At 73.5% G+C, this 24,529-nt stretch carries 20 protein-coding genes; 3 read left to right on the top strand and 17 right to left on the bottom strand.

What is annotated here, in order from left to right; translation table 11 throughout:
- Positions 1–18: 18 nt before the first annotated feature.
- Positions 19–1,503 (top strand): amidase, encoded by a 1,485-nt coding sequence (locus H7344_RS08350; protein WP_229706914.1) that lies wholly within the window; start codon positions 19–21, stop codon positions 1,501–1,503.
- Positions 1,504–1,514: 11 nt separating this feature from the next.
- Here H7344_RS08350 and H7344_RS08345 read toward each other — a convergent pair whose 3' ends face one another.
- The 11 genes from H7344_RS08345 to H7344_RS08295 all read right to left on the bottom strand — a co-directional run bounded on the left by H7344_RS08345 (position 1,515) and on the right by H7344_RS08295 (position 14,546).
- Positions 1,515–2,249, bottom strand: coding sequence for a MazG nucleotide pyrophosphohydrolase domain-containing protein (locus H7344_RS08345; RefSeq protein ID WP_186345570.1), 735 nt, complete (start codon positions 2,247–2,249; stop codon positions 1,515–1,517).
- A 10-nt stretch (positions 2,250–2,259) separates the two neighbouring features.
- The gene (locus H7344_RS08340) at positions 2,260–2,952 is read right to left on the bottom strand and encodes a hypothetical protein (protein WP_186345569.1); all 693 of its coding nucleotides are present in this window, start codon (positions 2,950–2,952) and stop codon (positions 2,260–2,262) included.
- 40 nt (positions 2,953–2,992) lie between these two features.
- Positions 2,993–6,565 (bottom strand): transcription-repair coupling factor, encoded by a 3,573-nt coding sequence (gene mfd / locus H7344_RS08335; RefSeq protein ID WP_186345568.1) that lies wholly within the window; start codon positions 6,563–6,565, stop codon positions 2,993–2,995.
- Positions 6,566–6,667: 102 nt separating this feature from the next.
- Positions 6,668–7,180 (bottom strand): hypothetical protein, encoded by a 513-nt coding sequence (locus tag H7344_RS08330; RefSeq protein ID WP_186345567.1) that lies wholly within the window; start codon positions 7,178–7,180, stop codon positions 6,668–6,670.
- A gap of 24 nt (positions 7,181–7,204) precedes the next feature.
- Entirely contained in the window at positions 7,205–7,984 is a 780-nt protein-coding gene (locus H7344_RS08325) for a 3'(2'),5'-bisphosphate nucleotidase CysQ (protein ID WP_186345566.1), read from the bottom strand.
- 137 nt (positions 7,985–8,121) lie between these two features.
- Entirely contained in the window at positions 8,122–8,748 is a 627-nt protein-coding gene (locus H7344_RS08320; protein ID WP_186345565.1) for an HAD family hydrolase, read from the bottom strand.
- Positions 8,745–9,344: an aminoacyl-tRNA hydrolase gene (gene pth / locus H7344_RS08315; RefSeq protein WP_186345564.1), complete on the bottom strand. Its 600-nt coding sequence runs from the start codon at positions 9,342–9,344 to the stop codon at positions 8,745–8,747. Before pth ends, H7344_RS08320 begins: the two co-directional genes overlap by 4 nt.
- Before the next feature lie 66 nt (positions 9,345–9,410).
- Positions 9,411–10,100 carry a 50S ribosomal protein L25/general stress protein Ctc gene (locus H7344_RS08310; protein WP_186345563.1) on the bottom strand — a complete coding sequence of 230 codons (690 nt, stop codon included), beginning with the start codon at positions 10,098–10,100 and terminating at the stop codon, positions 9,411–9,413.
- A 220-nt stretch (positions 10,101–10,320) separates the two neighbouring features.
- Positions 10,321–11,301, bottom strand: a complete 981-nt coding sequence (locus H7344_RS08305; RefSeq protein ID WP_186345562.1) for a ribose-phosphate diphosphokinase — start codon at positions 11,299–11,301, stop codon at positions 10,321–10,323.
- Positions 11,302–11,335: 34 nt separating this feature from the next.
- Positions 11,336–12,838: a bifunctional UDP-N-acetylglucosamine diphosphorylase/glucosamine-1-phosphate N-acetyltransferase GlmU gene (gene glmU / locus H7344_RS08300; protein WP_268238528.1), complete on the bottom strand. Its 1,503-nt coding sequence runs from the start codon at positions 12,836–12,838 to the stop codon at positions 11,336–11,338.
- A gap of 97 nt (positions 12,839–12,935) precedes the next feature.
- Positions 12,936–14,546 (bottom strand): hypothetical protein, encoded by a 1,611-nt coding sequence (locus tag H7344_RS08295; RefSeq protein WP_186345561.1) that lies wholly within the window; start codon positions 14,544–14,546, stop codon positions 12,936–12,938.
- Positions 14,547–14,652: 106 nt separating this feature from the next.
- Here H7344_RS08295 and H7344_RS08290 point away from each other — a divergent pair, with 106 nt between their 5' ends.
- Both H7344_RS08290 and H7344_RS08285 read left to right on the top strand, forming a co-directional pair.
- Entirely contained in the window at positions 14,653–15,786 is a 1,134-nt protein-coding gene (locus H7344_RS08290; RefSeq protein WP_186345560.1) for an acyltransferase family protein, read from the top strand.
- Positions 15,787–15,820: 34 nt separating this feature from the next.
- Positions 15,821–16,876 carry a glycosyltransferase family 2 protein gene (locus H7344_RS08285; protein WP_186345559.1) on the top strand — a complete coding sequence of 352 codons (1,056 nt, stop codon included), beginning with the start codon at positions 15,821–15,823 and terminating at the stop codon, positions 16,874–16,876.
- A gap of 4 nt (positions 16,877–16,880) precedes the next feature.
- Here the strand turns inward: H7344_RS08285 and H7344_RS08280 are convergent, their stop codons facing one another.
- From H7344_RS08280 to H7344_RS08255, 6 genes are all read right to left on the bottom strand, one after another.
- Positions 16,881–18,074: a CDP-glycerol glycerophosphotransferase family protein gene (locus H7344_RS08280; protein ID WP_186345558.1), complete on the bottom strand. Its 1,194-nt coding sequence runs from the start codon at positions 18,072–18,074 to the stop codon at positions 16,881–16,883.
- The gene (locus H7344_RS08275) at positions 18,071–19,396 is read right to left on the bottom strand and encodes a lipopolysaccharide biosynthesis protein (protein WP_186345557.1); all 1,326 of its coding nucleotides are present in this window, start codon (positions 19,394–19,396) and stop codon (positions 18,071–18,073) included. Before H7344_RS08275 ends, H7344_RS08280 begins: the two co-directional genes overlap by 4 nt.
- Complete coding sequence (locus H7344_RS08270; protein ID WP_186345556.1) at positions 19,393–21,852, bottom strand: hypothetical protein; 2,460 nt, start codon at positions 21,850–21,852, stop codon at positions 19,393–19,395. The genes H7344_RS08275 and H7344_RS08270 overlap by 4 nt, the downstream gene beginning before the upstream one ends.
- 5 nt (positions 21,853–21,857) lie before the next feature.
- The gene (locus tag H7344_RS08265) at positions 21,858–22,721 is read right to left on the bottom strand and encodes a lysophospholipid acyltransferase family protein (RefSeq protein WP_186345555.1); all 864 of its coding nucleotides are present in this window, start codon (positions 22,719–22,721) and stop codon (positions 21,858–21,860) included.
- 52 nt (positions 22,722–22,773) lie between these two features.
- Entirely contained in the window at positions 22,774–23,274 is a 501-nt protein-coding gene (locus H7344_RS08260) for a hypothetical protein (protein ID WP_186345554.1), read from the bottom strand.
- A 135-nt stretch (positions 23,275–23,409) separates the two neighbouring features.
- Positions 23,410–24,510 (bottom strand): alpha/beta hydrolase, encoded by a 1,101-nt coding sequence (locus tag H7344_RS08255; protein WP_186345553.1) that lies wholly within the window; start codon positions 24,508–24,510, stop codon positions 23,410–23,412.
- Between the last annotated feature and the right edge of the window lie 19 nt (positions 24,511–24,529).

The raw sequence follows: 24,529 nt of genomic DNA, 5'->3' as shown, positions 1-24,529 counted from the left end.
CTGGCTAGTGTTCGGCGCGTGCAGAGCTACCGCGACCACGACGCCACCGGGCTGGCCGCCCTGGTGCGCTCCGGAGACGTCACCCCCGAGGAGCTGCTGGCCGCGGCCCGCGCCCGTGCGGCGGAGGTGAACCCCCGGCTCAACGCGATCGTCCGCGACGTCGACCCGGGCGCGCTGCCCGCGCCGACCGGCCCCGAGCCCGAGGGCGGCCGGCCGTTCGCGGGCGTGCCGTTCCTGCTCAAGGACCTCGGCCAGGACGTCGCCGGCCTGCCGACGAGCGGGGGCAGCCGCGCGCTGAAGGAACACCCGGCCGCCGAGACGGCCACGGTCGTGCAGCGCTGGCTCGACGCCGGCCTCGTGGTCTTCGGCAAGACCAACAGCCCCGAGTTCGGCGCCAAGGGCATCACCGAGCCGCACGCCTTCGGCCCCACCCGCAACCCGTGGGGCACCGACCACACGCCGGGCGGCTCGTCGGGCGGCAGCGCGGCGGCGGTGGCCGCCGGGATCGTGCCGTGCGCGGCCGCCAGCGACGGCGGCGGGTCGATCCGCATCCCCGCCTCCGCGTGCGGCCTCTTCGGCCTCAAGGCCAGCCGCGGACTGCTCCCCTCCGGCCCGGCCCGCGGCGAGTCACTGGGCGGCACCGGCGTCGACGGCGTCGTCTCCCGCAGCGTGCGCGACACCGCCGCGATGCTCGACGTGCTCGCCGGCCCGAGCGACGTCTCGCCGTACCTCCCGGGCGGGCTGCCCGCCGACGGTTTCGCCGCCGGCCTCGACGAGGCGCCGGGGCGGCTGCGCATCGGCATGGCCTGGCGCAGCTCGATCAACCCCGACCCGCACCCGGAGTCGCGCGCCGCGGTGCAGCGCGCCGCCGACCTGCTCGGCGACCTGGGCCACGAGGTCGCCGAGGTGCCGATGCCGGTCGACGACGCGAAGCTCGCCCAGGACTTCCTCACCACGTGGTTCGCCCACTGCGCGGTCTCGGTCGACGAGGCCCGCCGGCTCACCGGCGCCGGCGAGGACGCCTTCGAGCCCGACACCCGCGTGATGGCCGCGCTCGGCCGGGCCACGACCGCCACCGACTTCATCCGCGCCGTCGAGGGCCGCCACGAGCACGTACGCCGCCTGGCGGCGTTCCACGCCGAGCACGACCTGCTGCTCACCCCCACCACCGCCACTCCCCCGCCGCGGATCGGCGCGTTCGACCTGCCGGCGCCGGTGGCGCTCCTGCAGAAGGCGCTGCTGACCGCGCGGGGCGGCGGGCTGCTGCGGTTCACGCCGATCGTCCAGCAGATGATCGACCAGAACCTCGGCTGGGTGCCCTACACCCAGCTGGCCAACCTCACCGGCCGCCCGGCGATGAGCGTGCCGCTGCACCGGACCGCCGACGGCCTGCCGATCGGCGCCCAGCTGGTCGGCCGGCTCGGCGACGACGCCCTGCTGCTGCGGCTCGCCCGTCAGCTCGAGCAGGCCGCGCCGTGGGACGCCGTGCGCGCGATGGCCTAGGACCGACCGGCCTAGGAGCGCCCGACGACCCGCCGCACCGCGTCCCGCAGCGCCTGCTCGGGGTCGGTGCCGGTCGACCGCGCCTCGGCGACGAGCGCGAGCAGCCGGTCGCCGAGGTGGGCGCCCGCCCCGTCGTCGCCCGCCCCGTCGTCGCCCGCCCCGTCGTCGCCTGCTCCGTCGCCGCCCGCTCCGTCGTCGCCCGCCGCGTGCTCGTACGCCGCCGGCGTGCCGGCCCGCTCGAGCCGGTCGAGCACCTTGTCGGCCAGCAGCAGCGCGGGCAGCCCCGGCGGCAGCCCCTCGGTGACCGAGATCCGCTGCTTCTCGGTCGCCTTCGCCGCCTCCCAGGCGTCGTTGACCGCGGCCGGGTCGTCGGCGTCGACGCCCGCGGCGTCGGCCGTCGACCCGAAGACGTGCGGGTTGCGGCGGTGCATCTTGGCGGTCACGTCGGCGGCGACGTCGTCGATCGTGAAGGCTCCGCGCTCCTCGGCGACGACGGCGTGGAAGTAGACCTGGAGCAGCAGGTCGCCCAGCTCCTCGCGCAGGTGCGACCAGTCGCCGGTCTCCTCGCCGACGTCGATCGCCTCGAGCGTCTCGTGGGTCTCCTCGAGGAGGTACCGCGCGAGCGAGCGGTGGGTCTGGGCCCGCTTCCAGCCGCACTCGGCGCGCAGCCGCCGCATGACGGCCAGGAACTCCAGGAGCGGCTCGGCCGGGCCGGCCGGCTCCGCGGGCTCGGCGCGCACAGTCACGGGCGGCGGGTCAGCCGCAGCGCTGCGACTCGGGCAGCGTGGCGGCGTACTCCTGGTCGGGCGACTCGGCCGTCGCCGCGGCGGCGAGGTCGCTGACCGCGACCGAGGTCTCGCTGTCGGTGCGGACCGGCTGGCCGTCGCTCAGGTCGACGCCGTAGCGGGGGTTGACGTCGACGTCGTGCTCACCGATCCAGTCGACCAGCGCCTGGTTGCCGAGCTCGGCGACCTGCTCGTCGGTCGGGTCCGCGAGCCCCTCGTCCGCGGCCAGCGCCCGGCCGACGCCGATCACCAGGTCGCTGACCAGGCTGCCGGCCGACTCGACCTCGAGGACGGCGTCCTGCTGGTCCTCGGGCAGCTCGGCGACGGCGCGACGGAGCTGGGTGACCTGCGCGGCGTGCTGCTCCCCCGGCTCGACGCCGTGCTCCGCGGCGAGCTGCTCCGCAGCGGCCGCGAGCGCGAGCTGGCCGGCGACGCTGCCGTTGAGGTAGCGCTGCGGCACGACCTGGCCCTCGAGCTGCGGGCGCAGGGCGTCGCAGTACGACGCCGCGACCTCGTCCACGCGGTCGGTCGTGATCGAGGTGTCCCCGACCTCGGCGGCGACGCCCGGCGAGAAGCCGGTGCCCGCGACGCCGCACCCGGTGAGCGCGCCCGAGGCGAGCAGGGTGGCGGCGGCGAGGCCGAGGAGGGGACGGGTTCGCTTCACGGCGTCTCCTGCGAGGTGGACCGGGGGCCCGGTCGTGGGGTCAGCTGGTCTTCGAGCTGCTGCTCTCCGGCGGGTCGACGAAGGCGTCGATCACACCGTGGGCCCATTGAAGCAGGGCGATGCCGGCGATGGGCCTGCCACCCACGACCGCGGTCTGCGGGCGCGGCACGAGGATCGTGTCGAGGTTGGCCTTGACGATCGACCTGGGGTACATCCGGTTGAGCCGGACCACCCGCGACTCCGGCAGGCTGACCGGCGCGAACCGGACGTTCTTGCCGGCGATCGTGACCTCGCCGATCCCGGCCTTGCGGGCCCGGGCGCGGAACCTCGCGACGAGCAGCAGCGAGGCGACGACCTCGGGCGGCTCGCCGTACCGGTCGACGAGCTCCTCGTTGATCTGGTCGACGTCCTCGTCGCTGCGGACCTCGGCCAACCGCTTGTAGACCTCCAGCCGCAGCCGCTCGCTGGGGATGTAGTCGTGCGGCAGGTGGGCGTCGACCGGCAGCTCGATGCGGACCTCGTTGAGCTCCGGCTCCGCCTCGCCCTTGAACTCCGTGACCGCCTCGCCGACGAGGCGGACGTAGAGGTCGAAGCCGACGTCGGCGATGTGGCCGGACTGCTCGCCGCCGAGCAGGTTGCCCGCGCCGCGGATCTCGAGGTCCTTCATCGCGATCGCCATGCCGCCGCCGAGGTCGGAGTGCTGCGCCAGCGTCGCGAGCCGCTCGTGCGCGGTCTCGGTCAGCGGCTTCTCGGCCGGGTAGAGGAAGTAGGCGTAGGCGCGCTCGCGGGACCGGCCGACGCGGCCGCGCAGCTGGTGCAGCTGGGAGAGCCCGAGGGTGTCGGCGCGCTCGATGATCATCGTGTTGGCGTTGGAGACGTCCAGGCCGGACTCGACCAGCGTCGTGCACACCAGCACGTCGAAGCGCTTCTCCCAGAAGTCGAGCATCACCTGCTCGAGCTGCTTCTCGTTCATCTGGCCGTGCGCGGTGGCCACCCGGGCCTCGGGGACGAGCTCGCGGATCTTCGCGGCCGCCTTCTCGATGGAGTTGACCCGGTTGTGGATGTAGAAGACCTGGCCCTCGCGCAGCAGCTCACGGCGTACGGCGGCCACCACCTGGCGGTCCTCGTAGGCGCCGACGTAGGTGAGCACCGGGTGCCGTTCCTCCGGCGGCGTGGTGATCGTCGACATCTCGCGGATGCCGGTGATCGCCATCTCAAGCGTGCGGGGGATCGGCGTGGCCGACATCGACAGCACGTCGACGGAGGTGCGGAGCCGCTTCATCTGCTCCTTGTGCTCGACGCCGAAGCGCTGCTCCTCGTCGACGATGATCAGCCCGAGGTCCTTGAACCGGATGTCGGGGTTGAGCAGCCGGTGGGTGCCCACGACGATGTCGATGCTGCCGTCGGCGGCGCCGGCCAGCACCTCCGCGGCCTCCTTGTCGCTCTGGAAGCGCGAGAGCGCCTTGAGCACGACCGGGAAGCCGGCCATCCGCTCGGCGAAGGTCGACAGGTGCTGGGTGACCAGCAGCGTGGTCGGCACGAGGACGGCCACCTGCTTGCCGTCCTGCACCGCCTTGAACGCCGCGCGCACCGCGATCTCGGTCTTGCCGTAGCCGACGTCGCCGCAGATCAGCCGGTCCATCGGGATCGTGCGGCGCATGTCCTCCTTGACCTCGTCGACCGTGCTGAGCTGGTCGGGCGTCTCCTGGAACGGGAAGGCGTCCTCGAGCTCGCGCTGCCACGGCGTGTCCGGCCCGAAGGCGTAGCCCTGCGTGGCCTGCCGCGCGGCGTAGAGCTTGATCAGCTCGGCGGCGATCTCGCGCACGGCCTTGCGGGCGCGGCCCTTGCGCTTGGCCCAGTCGGCGCCGCCGAGGCGGTCCAGGCTCGGCTGCTCGCCGCCGACGTAGCGGGTGACCTGGTCGAGCGCGTCGGCCGGCACGTAGAGCCGGTCGGCCGGACCGCCGCGCTTGGAGGCGCCGTACTCCAGCACGAGGTACTCGCGGACCGCGCCGCCGACCTCGCGCTGCTTCATCTCCACGAACCGGCCCACGCCGTGCTGCTCGTGGACGACGTAGTCGCCGGCCTTGAGCTCCAGCGGGTCGATCTGCTTCTTGCGTCGCGCGGGCATCTTGCGCATGTCGCGGGTGGAGGACTTCTGGCCGGTGAGGTCCTCGCCCGTGAGCAGCACCGTGCGGCCCTGCTCGTCGACGAAGCCGTGCGCCGCCGAGGCGCAGGTGACGGTGACGACGTCGGTCGCCGGCGGCTCGGAGAGGTCCTCGACCAGCCGGGCGGGCACGTCGTGCTCGGCGAGCACCTCGACCATCCGGTTCGCGGGGCCGTGGCCGGGGTGGGCGACGACGGTGCGGTAGCCCTCGGCGAGCCAGGTCCCGATGTCCTTGACCGCGCGCTCGAGGTCGCCGCGGTAGGCGTCGACCGGGTGCATCGGCAGCGCCCGGCTCGGCACCGCGCCGTCGATCGCGTCGACGTCGGTCACCGGGCCGCTCGCGTCGTCGCCGATGCCGAAGGGGCTCATCGTCCACCACGGCTTGTGCTGGTCCAAAGCGTGCTCGCGGACGTCGGAGAGCGAGCGGTACGACGCCGCGCCGAGGTCGATCGGCGCGGTCCCGCCGCTGGCGGCCGCCGCCCAGCTCGCACCGAGGAACTCCTCGCTCGTCGCGACCAGGTCGTGCGCCCGGCCGCGCGCCCGCTCCGGGTCGAGCACCAGCACGTGGGTGTCGACCGGCATCAGGTCGACGAGCAGCTCCATCTCGTCGACGAGCACCGGCGCCAGGGACTCCATGCCGTCGACGGCGATGCCGGCGGCGATCTTGTCGGTGAGCTCGACGAGCGTCGGGTGCTGCCGGCCGAGCTCGGCCGCCCGCGCGCGGACCTCGTCGGTGAGCAGCAGCTCGCGGCACGGCGGCGCCCAGAGCCGGTCGGCCTTGTCCATGGTGCGCTGGTCGGCGACGGAGAAGCTGCGGATCTCCTCGACGTCGTCACCCCAGAACTCCACGCGCAGCGGGTGCTCCTCGGTCGGCGGGAACACGTCGACGATGCCGCCGCGCACGGCGAACTCGCCGCGCTTCTCCACCAGGTCCACGCGCGTGTACGCCGCGTCCGCCAGGCGCCGCACGACGTCGTCGAGAGGGGCCGTGTCGCCCGGCACCAGCTCGACCGGCTCGAGGTCGCCGAGGCCCTTGACCTGCGGTTGGAGCACGCTGCGCACCGGCGCCACGACCACCTGGAGCGGGCCGTTGGTGGCGTCGTCGCCGGGGTGGACCAGGCGGCGCAGCACGGCCAGCCGGCGGCCGACGGTGTCGCTGCGAGGGCTGAGCCGCTCGTGCGGCAGCGTCTCCCAGCTCGGGTAGTAGGCGACCGTGCTGGGGTCGAGGAAGCAGCCGAGCGCCTCGACCAGGTCCTCGGCCTCGCGGGAGGTCGCGGTGACCGCCAGGACCGTGCGGCCCGCGCGGACCAGGCCGGTCACCACGAACGGCCGCAGCGCCTCCGGGCCGGTCAGGTCCAGCGCCCGCACGGCTCCGCCGCGGGCGTCCTCCACCGCGGCGGCGAGGGTGGGGTCGGCGAGGACGACGTCGGCCAGGCCGGTGAGGCTCACGGTGCTCCTGTGGGGTGGTTCTCGGGTGGCTGCCTGTCGGCCCGCCAGGGCCGTGCAGCACGAACGCCCCGGGCCGGGGCGGCACGGGGGCGGTACCCGATCCTACGACCGGTCCCCGAACGCGGCGGTCCGCAGGCGGGCGAGCTCGGGGCGGTCGCGGTAGTAGGCGCGGCCGTCCGCAGCGATCTCCGCGAGCCAGTCGGCACGGGCGGCCAGGTGGGCGGCGTACGCGTCGGATCGCTCGCGCAGGCCGCGGTGCACGGGCAGCACGTCGACCTCGCGGCACGTGTCCAGGGCCGCGCGCACCCTCGGCTCCGCCTCGGCGGCCTCCTCGGCGACCAGCGCGAAGAACCCGTCCTGGCTGCTGCCCGCCGGCACCGAGAGCAGCGCGGGCTGGACGTAGGCGCGGATCATCGCCATCGAGGCGTCCGTGCGTGCGGTCGCGGCGGCCGCCGCCTCCCCGCAGCCCTCGACCGCCCGCTCCTCGCGCTCCCGCAGCTCGCGGTCACCGGCCCAGCCGAGCAGCAGGAGCACCGCGGCCGCCGCCAGGAGCAGGCGCGTACGCCGCCGCACCGGCGCCCCGCCGGGCTGCTCGAGGACCTCGGCCTGCTCCACCCGGCCAGTGTGCGCCCGGACCGGTCAGGCGACGCCGTACCGCTTGACGAACTCCACGATCTGCTCGGCCAGCTCGGGCCGGCACACGATGAGGTCGGGGAGGTAGACGTCCTCCTGGTTGTACTCCAGCGGCGTGCCGTCGACGCGGCTGGTGAACAGGCCGGCCGCGCGGGCGACGGCGACGGGGGCCGCGGAGTCCCACTCGTACTGGCCGCCGGCGTGCACGTAGGCGTCGGTGACGTCGCGGGCGACGCTGATGACCTTCACGCCCGCGGAGCCCATCGGCACCAGCTCGGCGTCGATCTCCTGCGCCAGCGCGTGGACGAACTCCGGCGGACGGCTGCGCGAGACCGCGATCCGCGGCCGCTCGCTCGTGCGCGCCGGCACGACCGGCGGCTGGCCGGTGTTGAACGTCTCCCCCAGCGCCGGCTGCGCGACCGCGCCGGCCACCAGGTCGCCGTCCTGCCACAGCGCGACGTGGACGGCCCAGTCGTCGCGCGGCACCTCGGAGAACTCGCGCGTCCCGTCGAGCGGGTCGACGATCCAGACCCGGTCCTTCTGCAGGCGGGCCTTGTCGTCCTTGCCCTCCTCCGAGAGCACCGCGTCGTCGGGCCGGTGCTCGGCGATGAGCTGCATCAGCAGCTCGTGCGCGGCCCGGTCGCCCGCGTCCTTGAGCTCCTTGCCCTCGAGGCCCTCCCCGCGGACCTCCAGCAGCCGCTCACCGGCCACCGTGGCCAGCCACGTCGCCAGGACGTGGTCGTCGTGGGCAGCGGACTCGGGCGGGGCACCGGCGTCGAAGGTCACGGGCGTCAGCCTAGGACCCGGCCGCACCGGGAGGACCAGGTGGCGCCGACGAGTGGCGTGAGGCGCCGCGCAAGATCACCGCGTCTCGAGACAGGCGCTGCGCGCCTTCCTCGACCAGCCGCGGCGAGCGGCGGCGGTCAGAGCGGGAGGCCGTGCTCGCGCAGGCGCGAGCGGAGGGCGTCGGGTCCGTCGTCGACGGTCCAGACGACACCTCGGAGGCCGGCGTCCTGGGCGGCCTCGACGAAGCGGTCCTTGTCGTCGACGAGCAGCACCTGGCCCGGCTCGAGGTCGAGCTGCTCGACGATGCGCCCGAAGAACGCGGGGTCGTCCTTGGTCACGCCGAGCTCGCAGGAGGAGAAGGTGGAGTCGAGGAGGTCGCCGTACCCCAGCTCCTCACGCATGTACGCCGTGCGCAGGTCGTGCTGGTTGGTCGCGAGGTGGACGGGGACGCCCGCCTCGCGCAGGTCCCGGACGACCTCGGCGGTGTCGGTGACGACCTCGATGTGGTGGTAGTGCTCGACCAGGTCGTCGGCGCGATCGGGGACGCCCCAGTGGTCGAGCACCTCGGCGACGACGTCGCGGAAGGACCGGCGGCCGGTCATCGCGGCCTGCTCGGCCTCGAAGAGGTGGTCGGTGAACTTCTTCCCCGACCCCTCGGGCACGAGCGCCTGCAGCGTCTCCAGCCAGCCCGGCGGGTTGACCTGCAGCACGCCGTCGGCGTCGACCAGCACGGCGCGCACGGGCGCCGGCGGAGAGCCGGTCACGAGTTGAACTTCTGCTGCGTCCGCTCGAGCCCCTCGAGCACCAGGCACTCGACGGCGTCCGCGGCGGTGTCGACCTGGAAGGGCAGCACCTTGCGCTCGGCCGCGGAGTAGTTCGACAGCACGAAGTCCGCGACCTCCTGCCGGCCCGGGGGGCGGCCGATGCCGACGCGGAGCCGGTGGAAGTCGCCGGTGCCGAGGGACGATCGCATCGACTTCAGCCCGTTGTGCCCGTTGTCGCCGCCGCCGAGCTTGGCCCGCATCGTGTCGAAGGGGATGTCGAGCTCGTCGTGGATCGCGACCACCCGCTCGGGCGGCACCTTGTAGAAGGTGGCGAGCGCCTTGACCGGGCCGCCGACCTCGTTCATGTACGACCGTGGCCGGGCCAGGACGACCCGCGCCTGGTCCGAGCCGGGGGCACCGAAGCGCCCCTCCACGACGTCGGCGCGGCCGGACTTGTGGGCGCGGAAGGACGAGCCCATCCGCGAGGCCAGCTCGTCGGCGACGAGGTAGCCGATGTTGTGCCGGTGACCGGCATAGGTCGGGCCGGGATTCCCGAGACCGACGACGAGCCACACGGGGGTAGCGGTGTCGGTCACGGGGTCCCGGCCCTTCCTGGTTCCGAACAGGCGCACGTCGTACGTCGTGCCCTGCTCGGGGGTGTCTTACTCGGAGTCGGCGGCCTGCGCGTCGCCGGCCGCGTCGGCCTCGGCACCGGCGGCCGAGGCGTCGCCGTCGGTCTCCTCGGACTCGTCGCGCTCGATGCCGGCGTCGGCCTCGGCGTCGGCCAGCTCGGCCTCGAGCGCCTCGGCGGAGACCTGCTCGGTGATGTTGACGACGAGGGTCTCGCCGTCGACCAGCAGGGTCGAGCCGGAGGGCAGCTCGAGCTGCGAGGCGAGGATCTGGGTGCCGGCCTCGAGGCCCTCGACCGAGACCTCGATGGACTCGGGGATGTGGGTGGCCTCGGCCTCGATGGAGACGGTGGCGTTCTCGGTGACGACGAGCGTCTCCTTGGCGGCCTCGCCGGTCACGAGGACGGGGATGTCGACGGTGACCTTCTCGCCGCGCACGACGGCGACGAAGTCGACGTGCTCGAGGTGGCGCTTGATCGGGTCGATCTGGACCTGCTTGGTCAGCGCGAGCTGGGTGTCGCCCTCGATGTCGAGCTCGAGCAGCGCGTTGGCGCCGCCGTGCTTGAGCGCGAGCATGGTGGCGTGGCCCGGCAGGGTGACGTGGATCGGGTCGTTGCCGTGGCCGTAGATGACGGCGGGCACCTTGTTCTCGCGGCGGATGCGGCGGGCGGCACCCTTGCCGAACTCGGTCCGCTTCTCGGCGGTGATCTTCTCGCTGGCCATCGTGGCCCTCCTCGTACGTGGGTCTGGTTCGTGCGGCTCGGGGCCTCGGCTCGACGGCGCGGCACACCCGGAGGCACGACCAGCCCTGTCGATCACGGAGCCGTCCACAGCCGGTGCGGCCGGACACTCCCTCGCCGAGGCAACCGCAGCAGTCTAGGGAAGCGACCGCGGCGAGACCAATCGGCGGCGATCGAAGTGGCCGCCGGCGGGGCGGGTGGGCTCAGGCGTGGCCGTCGAACATCGAGGTCACCGAGCCGTCCTCGAAGACCTCGCGGATGGCGCGGGCGACCAGCGGGGCGATCGAGAGGATCGTCAGCTTGTCGAACTCGCGCTCGGGGGCGATCGGCAGCGTGTTGGTCACGATGACCTCGACGGCCGGGCTGTTCTTGAGCCGGTCGACCGCGGGGTCGGAGAGGATCGCGTGCGTCGCGGCGATGATCACGCCCGCGGCTCCGTCGTTCATGAGCGCCTCGGCGGCCTTCACGATCGTGCCGCCGGTGTCGATCATGTCGTCGGTCAGCACGCACATCTTGCCGGCGACCTCGCCGACGACGCGGTTGGCGACGGTCTCGTTCGGGCGGTCGGTGCGGCGGGTCTTGTGGATGAACGCCAGCGGCGCGCCGCCGAGCTTGGCCGACCACCGCTCCGCGACCTTAATCCGGCCGGCGTCCGGGGAGACGACGCACAGCTCCTGGTCGCCGTACTTCTCCTTGACGTGCTGGGTCAGGATCGGCAGCGCCATGAGGTGGTCGACGGGGCCGTCGAAGTAGCCCTGGATCTGGTCGGCGTGGAGGTCGACCGAGATCAGCCGGTCGGCGCCGGCGGTCTTGAACAGGTCGGCCATCAGCCGCGCGGAGATCGGCTCGCGCCCGCGGTGCTTCTTGTCCTGGCGGGCGTAGCCGTAGAACGGCATGACCACGGTGATCCGCTTCGCGCTCGCGCGCTTGAGCGCGTCGACCATGATCAGGTGCTCCATGATCCACTCGTTGATCGGAGCGGTGTGGCTCTGGAGCACGAAGGCGTCGCAGCCGCGGACGGACTCCTCGTAGCGGACGTAGATCTCGGAGTTCGCGAACTCGTACGCCGACGTCGGCACCAGGTCGGTGCCGAGGATCCCCGCCACCTCCTCGGCCAGCTCGGGGTGGGCCCGACCACTGAAGACCATGAGGTTCTTCTCGGTGGTCTTCTTCATTCCGGTCATGGTGGAGCTCCCTGAGTCGCCGGAGGTGCGTGCCTCAGGATTCTGCCCCTCCCGAGGAGCTGTCCCCAACTCCGTCCATCCCCGCGGCAGGCGTTTTGTGAGCGGGATCTCCTGCCGCCTCTGCGGCGGCCGCCTGGGCGGTCCCCGGCCGCTTGCGCAACGTCCAGCCCTCGAGGTCGCGCTGGGGCCCGGCGCTGACGGCCAGGGCACCCGCCGGGACGTCACGGCGTACGACGGTCCCCGCGCCGGTGCCCGCGCCGTCGCCGATGGTGACCGGCGCGACGAAGGTGTTGTTCGAGCCGGTCCGGGCGTGCCGGCCGACGGTCGTGCGGTGCTTGGCGACCCCGTCGTAGTTGGCGAAGATCGTGCCGGCCCCGATGTTGGTGCCCTCGCCGATCGAGGCATCGCCGACGTACGACAGGTGCGGGACCTTGGCGCCCGCCGCGAGGTCGGCGTTCTTGGTCTCCACGAAGGTGCCGATCTTGCCGCCCTCCCCCAGCTTGGTGCCGGGGCGCAGGTAGGCGAACGGACCGACGCTGGCCTCGGGCCCGACGACCGCGAGCTGGCCGTGGGTGCGCACGACGCGGGCGCCCGCGCCGACCTCGCAGTCCTCCAGCGTGGTGTCCGGGCCGACCACGGCGTCCTCGCCGACGACGGTCGCGCCGAGCAGCTGGGTGCCGGGGAGGATCGTGACGTCCTGGGCCAGCTCGACGTCGGCATCGATCCACGTCGTCGCCGGGTCCATCACGGTCACACCCTGGCGCATCCAGCGGGTGACGATGCGGCGGTTCATCTCGCGGCCGAGCTCGGCCAGCTGGGCGCGGTCGTTGGCGCCCTCGGTCTGCAGGACGTCCTCGAGCGGGTGGGCGCCGACGGTCAGGCCGGCGTCGCGGGCGAGCTGCACGGTGTCCGTCAGGTAGTACTCGCCCTTGGCGTTGTCGTTGCCGATCCGCGGCAGCGCCTCGGCGAGGAACGCCGCGTCGAACGCCAGGATCCCCGAGTTGATCTCGCGGATCTCGCGCTGCTCGGGCGTCGCGTCCTTCTCCTCGACGATCGCGACCACGTCGCCGTCGGCGTCACGGACGACGCGGCCGTAGCCGAACGGCGTCGGCACGATCCCGCTGAGGATGCTGACCGCCCGCTCGGCCGCCTCGTGCTCGGCCACGAACGCCCGCAGCGACTCGCCCTCCAGCAGCGGGGTGTCGCCGTACGCCACGAGGACCGTGCCGCGCTCGAGCCCGCCGGCCGCCTCGACCGCGACGCGCACCGCGTGGCCGGTGCCGAGCTGGTCCTCCTGCACCGCGAGCACCGCGTCGGGGACCAGCTGCTGCACGTGCGGCGCGACCAGCTCGCGCTGGTGGCCGACCACCGCGACGACCCGGCGCGGCTCGGTGGCCCGCACCGCGTGCAGCACGTGGCCGACCATGCTGCGCCCGCAGACGGGGTGGAGCACCTTGGGGGTCTTGGATCGCATCCGCGTGCCGCCACCTGCCGCGAGCACGATGACGGTCAGGTCGGGGGTGGCGGGTCCGGCCACGGTTCCTCCAGTCGGGTCGGGCGGTGGTCCGCGTCGCGGACCGTGGGCGGCACCGACGCGACCTCGGACCTTAGCGAAGGTCGGCGGCGCGGCAGGACTAGCGGCCGGGGACCACGGTCACGGAACGGGGGGCCGGCGCAGGGCCGGAGCGGGTGACGACCCGGACGGTGTAGGTGTAGCGACGGCCGTTGACCAGGCCCGTGTCGCGGTAGCGGCGGACGGCCGGGCCCAGACGTCGTACGACGCCACCGGGCGACCGCTTCACCCGCACCGCTGCGACACGCTTCGTGGCGCCGGCGAGCTCCCAGCGCACGGTCGCCGAGCGGTGCCCCGGGCGCGCCTTGAGCCGTGCCGTGACCGGCCGCGTCGACCCGGCCCGGGGGTCCAGCGTCAGCGCGGTGACGGCCCCGTCGACCGGCAACGTGATCGAGGTGCCCTTCGTCCGGCGGACCGGCTGGGCGCTCTCGCCGAGGCGGTGCACGGTCATGCCGTAGGACCTCGGGAAGTCCAGGCGCACGTTCGTGGCGTCCAGGGCGAGGTCGCGTCGGGTGCTCGTGTCCCACACCGAGTCGTTGCGGTACATCAGCACCACGTAGGTCCCGTCCCGCTTCTGCGTGACCACGTAGCGGCCGTCGAGAGGCCAGCCGCTGAGACCGAGGTCGAGCGGCGTCGGCGCGAAGGAGGGGCCGGGGTCGGCGAGCAGCCCGAGCATCGTCTTCATCGCGGTGTACGCCGGCTTGGGCGACCAGTCGCGGCGGAGCAGGCCGAAGTTGGCCTCGGGGTTGGTCTTCGCGGCGTCCCGGAACTCGTCGATCAGCTCGTAGCTGTAGACCCGCGCCTGGCCGCGCTGGACGTGCTCGAGCAGCAGCCGCGGCAGGTAGAGCCCGGCGGCGCGCTCGGACGTCGGCCGGTGGCCGTTGGTCGTCCTCGTGGCGTTGTGGTAGCCGGCCTCGGTCGTGACCACGGGCTTGGGCGAGAGGACGGCGCGCAGCGCCTCGACCATCGTGTCGAGGGCGGTCCCGGGCTTCTCGCCCCCGGGGTACGCGTGGATGTTCGCGACGTCCGACCACGGCGAGAGGTCCGGCAGCATCAGGTAGTTGCGGCTGAACGCCAGCGCCGGCGAGAGCACGGGCAGGTGCGCCGTGGCGGGGGTGCCCTTGACCTTCTCGTAGAGCTCCCGCTGCCAGGCGGCGGCCTCACGTGCCCAGTCCCGACCGCGGCCGAAGTGGTCCCACTCGTTGATGCCCTCGACCGCCTCGACGGCGCTCTTCGGCAGCTCCTCGGCGAGGGTGCGGACGTAGTCGGCGGGGGTCCCCGGCCGGTCGGGACGCCCCATGATGAGGTCGAAGTCGATGCCGCGCTTCGCGATCGTGCGGATCGCCTTGTACTGGCGCGGGTTGCGCAGGAACAGGTCGTCGCGGACGTGCCGGACACCCAGGTCGGCCAGCGCGTCGGCGACCCGGCCGGCGTCGGCGTACGGCGTGTCGAGGAACGGCGTGTGGATGCCGACGCCGTAGGCGTCGACGAGCGAGTCGGCAGGCCGCGCCGGCAGCACCAGGAGCCTGGTCGCGGGCGCCGGCATCGAGGCGCGACTCTGGCCCGACGGCCGGTCGACCGGCACCGGCGCGGCCGTGCCGGTGCCGGGAAGGGCCAGCGGCAGGCCGGCCACGGCTGTGGCCAGGGCCAGGACACCTGCACGAACACGCATGGGCCGGACTGTACCCACCCCGTCGCGCCCCAGTAACGCAATCGCCAGCGCCTCGTTGGCGGGGCAGGCCGCCGACGGCCGGCCGCCGGACCACGAGGACCAACCGATGAGCACAGGACGCTTCGACTACCTGGACGGCCTCCGCGCCGTGGCGATCCTCGCCGTCCTCGCGCTCCACTGGTTCGTCTGGTACGTCCCGTTCTTCCACGGCGGAGCCGTCGGCGTCGACGTCTTCTTCGTGCTCAGCGGCTTCATCATCACCACGATGCTCTGGCGCTCGCACGGGCGGGGCGGCCTCTCCGCCGAGTACCGGACGTTCCTCGCCCGGCGCGTGCGACGGCTCTACCCGGCGCTCGTCGGCCTGGTGGTCGGCAGCATCGCGTTGTACTGGCTGGTCCCGGCCAGTGGCGTCGCTCCGACGGAGGTGGCACGCCGCGGACTCGTCGCGCTCACCCAGACCGCCTCGATCTGGAAGTCGATGCAGCAGGACGGCGGCTTCTGGGTCGCGGAGCTGGAGCCGTTCAACATCACGTGGTCGTTGGCCGTCGAGTGGTACTTCTACCTGATCTGGCCCGTCCTCCTCCTCGCGGCCAAGCGGCGTGGTTGGACCGCCGGTCGCGCGGCGGCGCTCGCCGCCGGCGCCGGCGCGGCCTGCTACGGGGCGTCGTTCGCCGTGCCCGCGTTCTGGTTCTACTTCGGCCCCTCGGCGCGGTTCGGTGAGCTGCTCGCCGGTTGCGCCCTCGCGCTCTGGCTGCAGTCCCGTCCCCCCGAGGCAGCGCCTGTGTCCGTGCCCGCACCTGCCGCAGGTGCCGCACTCGCCGCGCTGTGCCTCTACGTGGTGCTCGCCCCGCCGAGCGACCAGGTCTACGCCCTCGTCGGTGTGCCGCTGGCGGTCGGAGCGACCATGGTGCTCATCGTCAGCGGGTACGGCGTGACCGGCGGCGGGGTGCACGCCCTGCTCAGCCATCCCTGGATGACGTACGTCGGCCGCCTCAGCTACAGCCTCTACCTGTGGCACACCGTGCCGCTCACCGCCTTCGAGGAGATGCCGGGCGTCCCGAGACCGGTGCTCGGCCTCGTCGCGCTGTCGTCGGTGGCCGCGCTGACGCTCGCCAGCTACCACCTGCTCGAGCGCCCGTTCATGCGTCCCCGTGGTGACGTGCTGTCACCGACCTCGATCCGACGGGGAACGCCCGGCCCGCGCCCAGGAGCCGAGCCCAGGCCGAGCGAGCCGGTGTGACGGCTCCGCGCACCCGTCGTCCCCGGAGGGCCCTGTGACCGGCACCGTCGCGGTGGTCGTGACGACGCACAACCGTGCTGCCCTGCTCGACAAGGCGCTCGCGAGCGTCCGGGCACAGACCGTCGACGACCTCGACATCGTGGTGGTCGACGACGCCTCGACCGACGGGACCCCGGCGGTGTGCCGGCGGCACGCCTGCGCCGACCGCCGGGTGCGCGTCCTCCGGTTGCCGCGCAACGTCGGCGCCGCGCGCGCACGCAACGCCGGGCTGGCGGCCGTCGATGCCCCCTACGTGGCCTTCATGGACGGTGACGACCACGCCGAGCCGGCCTGGATCGAGGACATGCTGCGGGTGGCGCAGCGGACCGGGGTCCCCCTGGTGGCGGCCGGTCACGTGGTCGACGTCCACGCGGGCGGGGCAGGGGTGCTGGCCGTTCCCTCCAGTCCGGTGGACGACGTCACGCTCGTCCCGGCGGCCCCGGGCACGCTGGAGCGTCCGCAGGCGTTCATCTGGGCGATGGGCTACTGCTGGAACAAGCTCTACCTGCGCTCGGTCCTCGAGGAGCACGGGCTCCGGTTCGACCCGGCGTGCTCCCTGTTCGAGGACATGATGTTCAACCTCGACGTGATGCAGGTCGTCCCTCAGGCCGCTTTCATCCCCTCGACGCAGTACCACTACGTCCAGCACAGCGCCGACCGCCTGACCAACCGGCCCCAGGCGCCCGACCTCCCGTTCCGCGCGCAGCTGGCCCGGCGCCTGACCGACCAGCTGGCAGCCTGGCGGCTCGACGACGACGCCCGCACCGTCCTGGGCGCGCTCCTCGGCTGGAGCATCGCCGTGGAGTGCTCGCGGACGGTCCCGACCGGGGTGGACCCGGTGGCCGCGCTCAGCGGCTCGCTGGCGGAGCCCGACGTGCAGTGGCTGCTGGCGAGGGCAGCGGCCGCACGCGGCGACGTACGGCGCGCGGACCGGCCCGTCCTCGACGCGCTCAGGGCCGGTCGCGTCCGCCGGGCGCGGGTCCTGGCGCGCGCCGTCTGGGGCCTGGCGACGATCCGGGCGCGGGCTGGCGCGCGGCTCGCGGCCAGGTGACGCGTCAGCTCGTCCGCAGTGCCGGCGCCGGGCGGAGACGCAGCACCCCGGCCCGCTCGAGAGCGTCGAGGAGGTCGTCGGCGCACCGGCGGCTCCGGTGCAGGCCGACCCGGTCGGCCACCCGCTCGCGCAACCAGGCGTCGCGACGCCCGTCGACCTCGAGGTCGGCCAGGAACCGCTCGAAGGGTGCGTGACCACCCACCAGCTCCCCCGGCAGCCACTCCAGCACGTCGGCCGGCGCCAGTCCCCGCGCGTAGGTCTCCTGGTCCGGCACGAAGAACGCCATCGGCCGGTCCAGCAGCAGGTAGTCCACCCAGACGCTCGAGTAGTCCGTGACCAGCCCGGCCGAGGCGCCCAGGAGCGAGTAGAGCGGCACGCCGACGCGTGCGAGCTCCTCGTTCGTCACGGTCACCACTCCCGGGCCCCGGCGCTCCTCGACGTCCAGCGGGTGCGGTTTCACGACCAGCTGGACGCCGCGGGCCGCTAGCCGGTCCAGCAGGGGGCGGACCTCCGCCACACCGATCGTGGCCCCGCCCTCGGACCAGGCTCGGAAACCGTCGCCCTGCTTCGTCGCACGGAAGGTCGGCATCCACAGCACGAACGGAGCGGTGATCCCGAGCTCCGCCAAGGCCGGGGAGGCAGGCATCCGCCACAGCTGGTCGGTGCGGGGGTTGCCGGTGACGAGCAGCCGCTCCTGCGGGAGCTCGAAGGCCGCGGCCTTCAGCTCGCCGAACAGGCGGGTGCCGGAGACCAGCCAGGTGCTGGGGATGAGCGACCCGGCCCCCTGCCCCGGCCTGGTCGCCTTCGGACCGTCGCCGTGCCACAGGTTCACCAACGGCTTGCGGGACGACGGCCTCGGGCTGCCGTAGAGCCCGTGGGTGAAGAACACCGCCTCCGAGCGCAGGTAGGCCCACAACCCGGCCGGGCTCGCCTTCGCGACCGTGACGAGCCGAGGGTGGCCCGGGAGGTCGGCGTGCGGACCGGCCGGCTCCCGGAGCCACACCACCCGTCCGTCGTACCTCTCCAGGAGTGCTCGGGCCACCTCGACGGCGTTGCCCTCCGTCTCGGGGTACCCCGACACCAGCACCTGCCGCGTGGTCGGCCAGACAGCAGCCACCAGGTGGAGCACCCGACGCAGCACGAGCTGCGCCGACGTCACGAGCAGCGCGCGGAGGGCTGGCGCCGGACGACGGCTCATGACACTGCCCCCACCGTCGCGCCGGTCGTGCCGCCCGGCTCACCCGTGCCGGGCGCGCGGGGGGCGTCGCGCAACGGCGCGACGAACCGGCTCATCAGGTACCCGGCGAGCCCGCCGACCAGGTAGCCGGCCCCCAGGGCGGCGGCGACCCAGGTCGTCCCGTGCGGGACCGCGACGACGCTCAGGGTCAGCACCACCGAGGTGCCGATGACCTGGGCCGCGATCATCGCGCCGGCGTGGTCGACGAGCCGCAGGCGCATCGCCGCCCAGTAGCTGGCCCCGAGGCCTATCACGGAGAGCGACAGCACCCTCAGGGTCGCCGTCCCCTCCGCGGCGTACTCCTGCCCGAAGGCGCGGAGCAGGAGCGGCGCCACCAGCCAGACCGCGGCTGCGCTCGTCGTACAGACGACCGCCATGGTCACCCCGCCCCGTCGCACGGCCTGCGTGCGCCGGTGGGGATGGCGCTCGCCCTCGGCGTACATGGAGTTGCCCACGGCGACGACGACGGCGTTCTGCAGCGCGACGACCTGGAGGCTGACGAAGAAGTACGCCGTCGTCGCCGCACCCAGCTCGTTCACCACGAGCAGGGGCAGGACCAGCTGAGGGGTCAGCGCGAGCACGACCGTGGCGTAGCCGGCACCCGCGAATCCGCGGGCGCGCCGCAGCTCGGGCGAGGGTCGCAGCGTGCTGGGGCGGGGCAGGTGGCGATAGATCACCACAGCGCTGGCGGCTCCGCACAGCAGTGCGGCACCGCCGGCCGAGCCGTAGAGCCCCAGCACGCCCGCGCCGGCCAGCAACACCGGCAGCGTGCACTTCGTCAGACCCAGCACCAGGCCGTTGAGCCACAAGTAGGACCGGACGCGGTCGATGGCCAGGAAGACGCTGTCGGTGAGCATGTTCACGGCGGTCGCGGCGACCAGCCCGACGAACAGCGCACCCACCCAGGGGCCCGCGAGCGCGTCGTGCACCCGCGGCGCGGTGTGCGGGAGCACCAGCAGGTAGCCGAGCGCGAAGACGGCTGCCGCGGATCCCACGACGACCACCGAGACGGTGAAGTCAGCAGCCTGGTGCCGGCTGCGCGGCATCGTGCGCACCAGCGCGATGTTCAGACCGAGCTGTGCGAACAGGGCCAACGTGTCCGACGCCGTCACGATCGCACCGGCGACGCCGACCGTCTCGGCCGGGTACAGGCGAGCCGCCAGTACCCAGAAGGTCGCACCGAAGGCGGCCATCAAGGCGCTGGTGGTGAACAGCAGGGCCGAGTTGGTCAGCATGCGGTCGGCCCGTGCGCCGACCACCCACCTGCGCAGGAGCACGGTCACCGGTAGATCCTGCTGTCGCCCGCGCTGTAGACGAGGTGCATCCGCTGGTCGATCCGTCGCAGCGGATAGCGGTACGTCACGCGGTCGCCGTCGAGGAACAGCGTGTCCTCGCGGTCAGCGGTGAGCCGCGAGTCGGCGAAGAGGTACGAGCCGACGTTCAGCAGCGTCGGGAAGGTGCGTCCGTGGATCTCCTCGCGCGGCACACCGGCGAGCGCCAGCCGCACACCGTGGTTCGTGGGTGTCAACACCTTCGGCAAGGGACCACTGTCGTCCGGCAGGCGCTCCAACCGCTGCACCGCCGCCACGTCGGAGTCCTCGACGATGTAGCGCTCGTGGTAGGTGCCGGCGTTGGCCAGTGCGAGCTTGGCCGGTCCTCCGCCCACGAGCGCCGTGCCGGCCGAGGTGAGGGCCGCCAGCAGGGCGACCGGCACGACGACCATCCACCCGCTCCGCTCGCGACCCAGCCTGCTCAGCAGCCACCACAGCCCGACCGCGGCCGCCGGAGCCACGAACAGGAGGCTCTGCAGGAACGCCCGGAGCACGCCGTACTCCACCGAGAGGCTCGGGACCACCGCCACCAGGCCGAGAGCCGCCATCACGCCCAGCAGCACGCAAGCGACCTCCGTGCTGACGCCCGGGACCGGAGGTCGGCCGTCCCCACCCTCCGCGTCGGTGGGCTCGGTGCCCCGCCGACGGCGGACGGCAGCACGCGCCAGCCACCACAGCCCCGCCAGCAGCATCACCTGCAGCAGCACGGCGCTCGCCCCGCGCAGGCCGACGACCACCGTGCCCGGATCGACGCCGACGGCGTCCAGGACCTCGCCGACCGGGCCGTGCGGCGCCTCCTCCGGGTCGACGATCTCCGGCTCGGTCAGGGTGGGACCCGGGTCCTTGAAGAGCGCCAGTCGACGGGGGTAGGCCTCCCGCGCCTCCATCGTCTCGTCCACGAACCGGGCGAGACGGTCCTCGGCGCTGTCCTCCCGGCCGGCGAACAGGAGGAACCGGCGGTCGTTCGAGCCCGCGGTCTCGCCCTCCTCGTCCCCGAGGAGCGCCTCGATCGCTTCCTGCGCGACCGTCAGGGGATGCCCTCCCGTACCCGTGGCCGGACCGGTCCACAGGAGCGACGACCCGGCCAGCAGCACGAGCACCGTGGGCCGCAGGAGCACCAACGCGCCCCCGTCCCGGGTGCTCCGGCCGGGTCGCACCACCAGGGTCGTGAGCCCGAGGAGGAGCAGGCCGGCGCCCAGCGCCATGAGGAGGAGGTAGGTCGTCGCGTAGTGCGAGAGCACGACGCCGAGGCCGAGGACCACCACCAGGACGCGGCGCCGCTTCGCGGGCATCGCTCGGTCCGTCGCTGCGAGCAGCAGCAGCACGAGGAAGAGGAAGGCGATCTCCTGGCGCACCAGGTAGGGCATGTCGACGTGGAAGGTGGGGAACGCGATGACGAACGCCGCCGCGACCAGGGCGAGACGCCTCGCCACGAAGCGCCTGAAGACGAGGTAGGCCAGGACCGGCACGAGCGCGAACACCACCTGGAACCCGATCTTGAACCAGACGGTGCCGGACAGCCCGGTGGCCTCGGCCAGCACCACCGGGAGGATCGTGATGCTCAGGCAGGCGGTGTAGGCGTTCTGCAACAGGTCCATCGACCAGTGCTGCGCGTCCGCCGTCAACGTGTAGACGCCGTGCTCGGCCTGGACGTCGTGGCCGGTGATGCCCCAGCCCCGCAGGGACGTCGCGAGCAACAGGGACAGCGCAGCGAGGTACAGGACACGCAGGTCCCGGCCGGGTGCGCCCCGGCGGCACAGCAGCACGGCGTACGCCGCCACGACCAGCACGTGCGCCGTGATCGCGACTGCGCCCCCGGCGCCGTTGTTCAGCCGGATCGCACCGAGGACCGCCATCGGCAGCGCGGCGAGGGCCAGGACCTGGGCCGGTTCCGCGGGGGCGGCCCAGGCCCGGCGCACCACCTCCCGCGCCCGATCGGGTTCGAGGAGCGGCACGTGGCGGCGCCACAGCAGGAGGGCGGCGTCCAGGAACAGCCAGGTGAGTCCCAGCACGGCCGGGGTGAGCGGACGGTCCACGCCCACCGCCGGGCCCGCGGTGTTGACCGCGAGCCCGACGATCATCACGCCGAGGAAGCTCGCGCCGAAGGCGTAGGCACAGCGTGCGACGGCACTGTCGGTCGGCCAGCTCGCGCGCCCGTGCAGCACCCAGGTGGGAAGGACGAGCACCGTGAGCAGGCCGACCGCCGCGCGGAGCACCGGGACGTCCAGGTCGAGGACGACCACGGACTGCGCGACCGCCAAAGCGAGGAGCGCACCCGAGGTCCCGCGCGTCCAGCGAGCCGGACCGTCGCCGCGCGGGTGGTCGGGGACGCCTGTCCGAGGCAGTGCGACCGTGATGGTGCCCGAGGTGTCGGCGCCTCCCGCGACGCGCAGTGACTCAGTCGTCACAGCGCTCATCCATCGTTCTCCTGCGCGGTCGGAGTCGCGGCCGGCAGGCTCCAGTGGCTCGTCGGGATGTCGTACAGCTCCGGCCACCGGACGATGGGCGGCTCGTGCGTGGCGAGCAGCGTCTCGAGCAGCTTCTGGGCCGACGGGAAGTCGACCGGGTCGAGGGGCTCGTGCAGGCGCACGACCGGCAGGGGGCCGTCGTGCAGCTCGGAGGTCATGGCCACCACCTGGGCGCCGGTGGCCACGGCCAGCCGGACCGCGCCGAACGACCCGATGAGCTCACGACCCAGGAAGCGCATGGGTGTGCGTCCGGGCACGTCCGAGGCAATGGTCAGCACTCCGCCGTCGCCGAGGATGCCGAGCATCGCCTCGGTCCCGGCGGTCGACAGCACGGGTACGGCGCCTTGCGACTGAGCCACCTTGGCGTGCTGCTGCATCCATCCCGGGGCGTCGGGAGTGAGCAAGCGAGGATCGCCCATGGCGTGCAGCTGGACGCCGCGGCGACCGATGCTCGCCATGGCTCCCTCGAACTGGCCGTGGTGCATGTGGCTCAGCACGACGCCGCGGCCACGGTCCCGAGCGGCGAGGAGGTGCTCGAGCCCTTCCACCCGCTGGTCGGTCACCAGGTCGAGGTGCCACCGCAGCTCACCGCGCCAGGCCTGCCGCTCGACGTAGGCGCGCGCCGCGGCGTCGAGGTCGGCGTCGGGCCTCGTGTGCTCGAGGACGAAGCGCATCTGCTCGCGCGCGTCGTCGCGCACCTTGACCTGCGACCAGGCGAGGGCGGTGCGTGTGCGCACCAGTGCCGGGAGCAGGGCGCGGGGCACCGCGCCTCGGACGCGGCCGATCCTGAGCTCGGTGGACGGCTTCATCTGATCTCTCCTGCTGGTTCCTGGCGTTGCGGACGGGACGTGGGCACTGCTGTCAGCGCCGGGACGGGTCGCAGTGGACCCTGAGGCGCTCCGGCCGGTGCCGCAGCCGGACGGTGACGTCGTGGGGCCCGTCGGGGACGTTCGCCAGGCGGACTCGCACGGCCGTGGACTCGCCCGGCGCCAGCCGGACCTTGCCCCGCCGACGGACGGTCTCCGCGCGCGGACCGGAGGGGTCCACGGCGACGCGGTAGCGGAGCGCCTCGCGCTCCTCCAGGTGGCTGGTCATGCGGAAGCGCACCCGGACCGAGCCGTCGCCGCAGGTCGCCCGCGGAGCGCTGGTCAAGGCGAGCTCCACGAACGGCTGGGGCGCGCGACCGGTGGAGAGCTCGACCTCTCGGTCGGGGAGCGTCAGGACGACGGCGGTGACCGCGACCATCCCCACGACGGCCACCAGGACGCCGCGCTGCCACCACGGCCCGGCCGGGGCGTCCGCCGGGCTCCCCGATCCGTCGTCCGCCTGGTAGGGCCCCTTGTCGGGAGGCGACCCGGTCATTCGTCTGTCTCCTCGCGCACTTCTGCCCCCGGCGCCCGCCGTCACGCGCGGTCGCGGTGGTCGGACGCCGCTTCAACGGCCCCGAGTGCCCGGAGGTTACGGAACCGTCCGGATGGGTACAGGGACCGGCTCGGCTCAGTCGTCGGCATGACGACGGAGGAACTCCCGGACCAGGCGGTCGTAGCGCCGAGGAGCGAAGTTCCAGGACTCGACGTGACCGGCGCCTTCGACCAGGTGAGTCGTGGCCAGGTCGGGCTCGGCCTCGGAGAGGCGTTGAGAGGTGGTGGCCGGCACCGCCCCGTCGGACGTCCCGTGGAACACCAGGGCGGGGACCGTGAGCCAGGACGTGTCGTCGAGGTAGTCGACAGCCGCCAGGTCCACACCGGTGCGCAGCTTCTCGACCCAGATGCTGGTCGTGACGAGGAACCCGGGCACCCCCCGAGTGCTCACCGAGCCGTCGATCGCCGGCCGGAGCTGGAGCAGCGGAGCATCGAGCACCACGGCCCGCGCGCGCCCGGCGAGGTCGGAGCGCTCGAGGAACGACGCGATGATCGAGCCGCCCATGCTCGACCCGAGGAGCACGACGTCCCGGGCCCCTCGGGTGCGGGCCAGGCGCACGGCGGACTCCAGGTCACGCCACTCGGTGAGCCCCACCGCGGTCTCCCCGCCGCCGGCCTCCGGGGACGAGCGGTAGGTGACGGCCAGGGACGGCATGCCGTGCGCCACGGTGGAGCGCATCAGCCGGAACATCTCCGAACGCGCCGCTCCTCGGCCGTGCACCAGGATCGCCCAGCTCGACGACCGCCCCGGCACGAACCATGCGGGGAGGGGCCCGTCCTCTCCGGGGACCGGCACCTCCCGCACCTCCCGGTCCGGGAACGCGCGCCGGGCGTCCCGCGGGAACGCCTCGCGGGAGTAGCGCGCGACCGTTCCTGCTTCGGGCAGCGAGCCCTCCAGGAGGCGGAAGGTCCGCCGGACCCGGTCCCCCCGGTCGGCGAGGACCGTGCCGACCTGCCCCGACCCGGTCCCCCAGTCCAGGCCGTAGGTCTTGCCGACCGTCAACCAGGTGGGGCCGCCCTCGACCTCCTCGATCGTGATCCGCCCCCGGGCCACGTCGACGACCCGGACCTCGGACGGCCACAGGTCCGGCGACACGCGCCGCAACCCCGAGACCTCACCGGAGATCCGGACCACCATCGAGGCGCTGGCCACCAGGGCGGCCACGAGCACCAGCACAGCGGTCCAGCCAGCGGCT

This window comes from Nocardioides deserti, from assembly GCF_014266025.1.
Taxonomy (GTDB): Bacteria; Actinomycetota; Actinomycetes; order Propionibacteriales; family Nocardioidaceae; genus Nocardioides; species Nocardioides deserti.
Note: the sequence above shows the minus strand (reverse complement) of the source record. Positions and strands in the feature narration are given on the sequence as shown.

Bases quoted from the DNA above. Each gene is read 5' to 3' on its own strand.
- H7344_RS08280 (WP_186345558.1), bottom strand. From the start codon at position 18,074: ATGAGCCGTCGTCCGGCGCCAGCCCTCCGCGCGCTGCTCGTGACGTCG.
- H7344_RS08290 (WP_186345560.1), top strand. From the start codon at position 14,653: ATGAGCACAGGACGCTTCGACTACCTGGACGGCCTCCGCGCCGTGGCG.
- H7344_RS08310 (WP_186345563.1), bottom strand. From the start codon at position 10,100: ATGGCCAGCGAGAAGATCACCGCCGAGAAGCGGACCGAGTTCGGCAAG.
- H7344_RS08295 (WP_186345561.1), bottom strand. From the start codon at position 14,546: ATGCGTGTTCGTGCAGGTGTCCTGGCCCTGGCCACAGCCGTGGCCGGC.
- H7344_RS08265 (WP_186345555.1), bottom strand. From the start codon at position 22,721: ATGAAGCCGTCCACCGAGCTCAGGATCGGCCGCGTCCGAGGCGCGGTG.
- H7344_RS08305 (WP_186345562.1), bottom strand. From the start codon at position 11,301: ATGACCGGAATGAAGAAGACCACCGAGAAGAACCTCATGGTCTTCAGT.
- H7344_RS08260 (WP_186345554.1), bottom strand. From the start codon at position 23,274: ATGACCGGGTCGCCTCCCGACAAGGGGCCCTACCAGGCGGACGACGGA.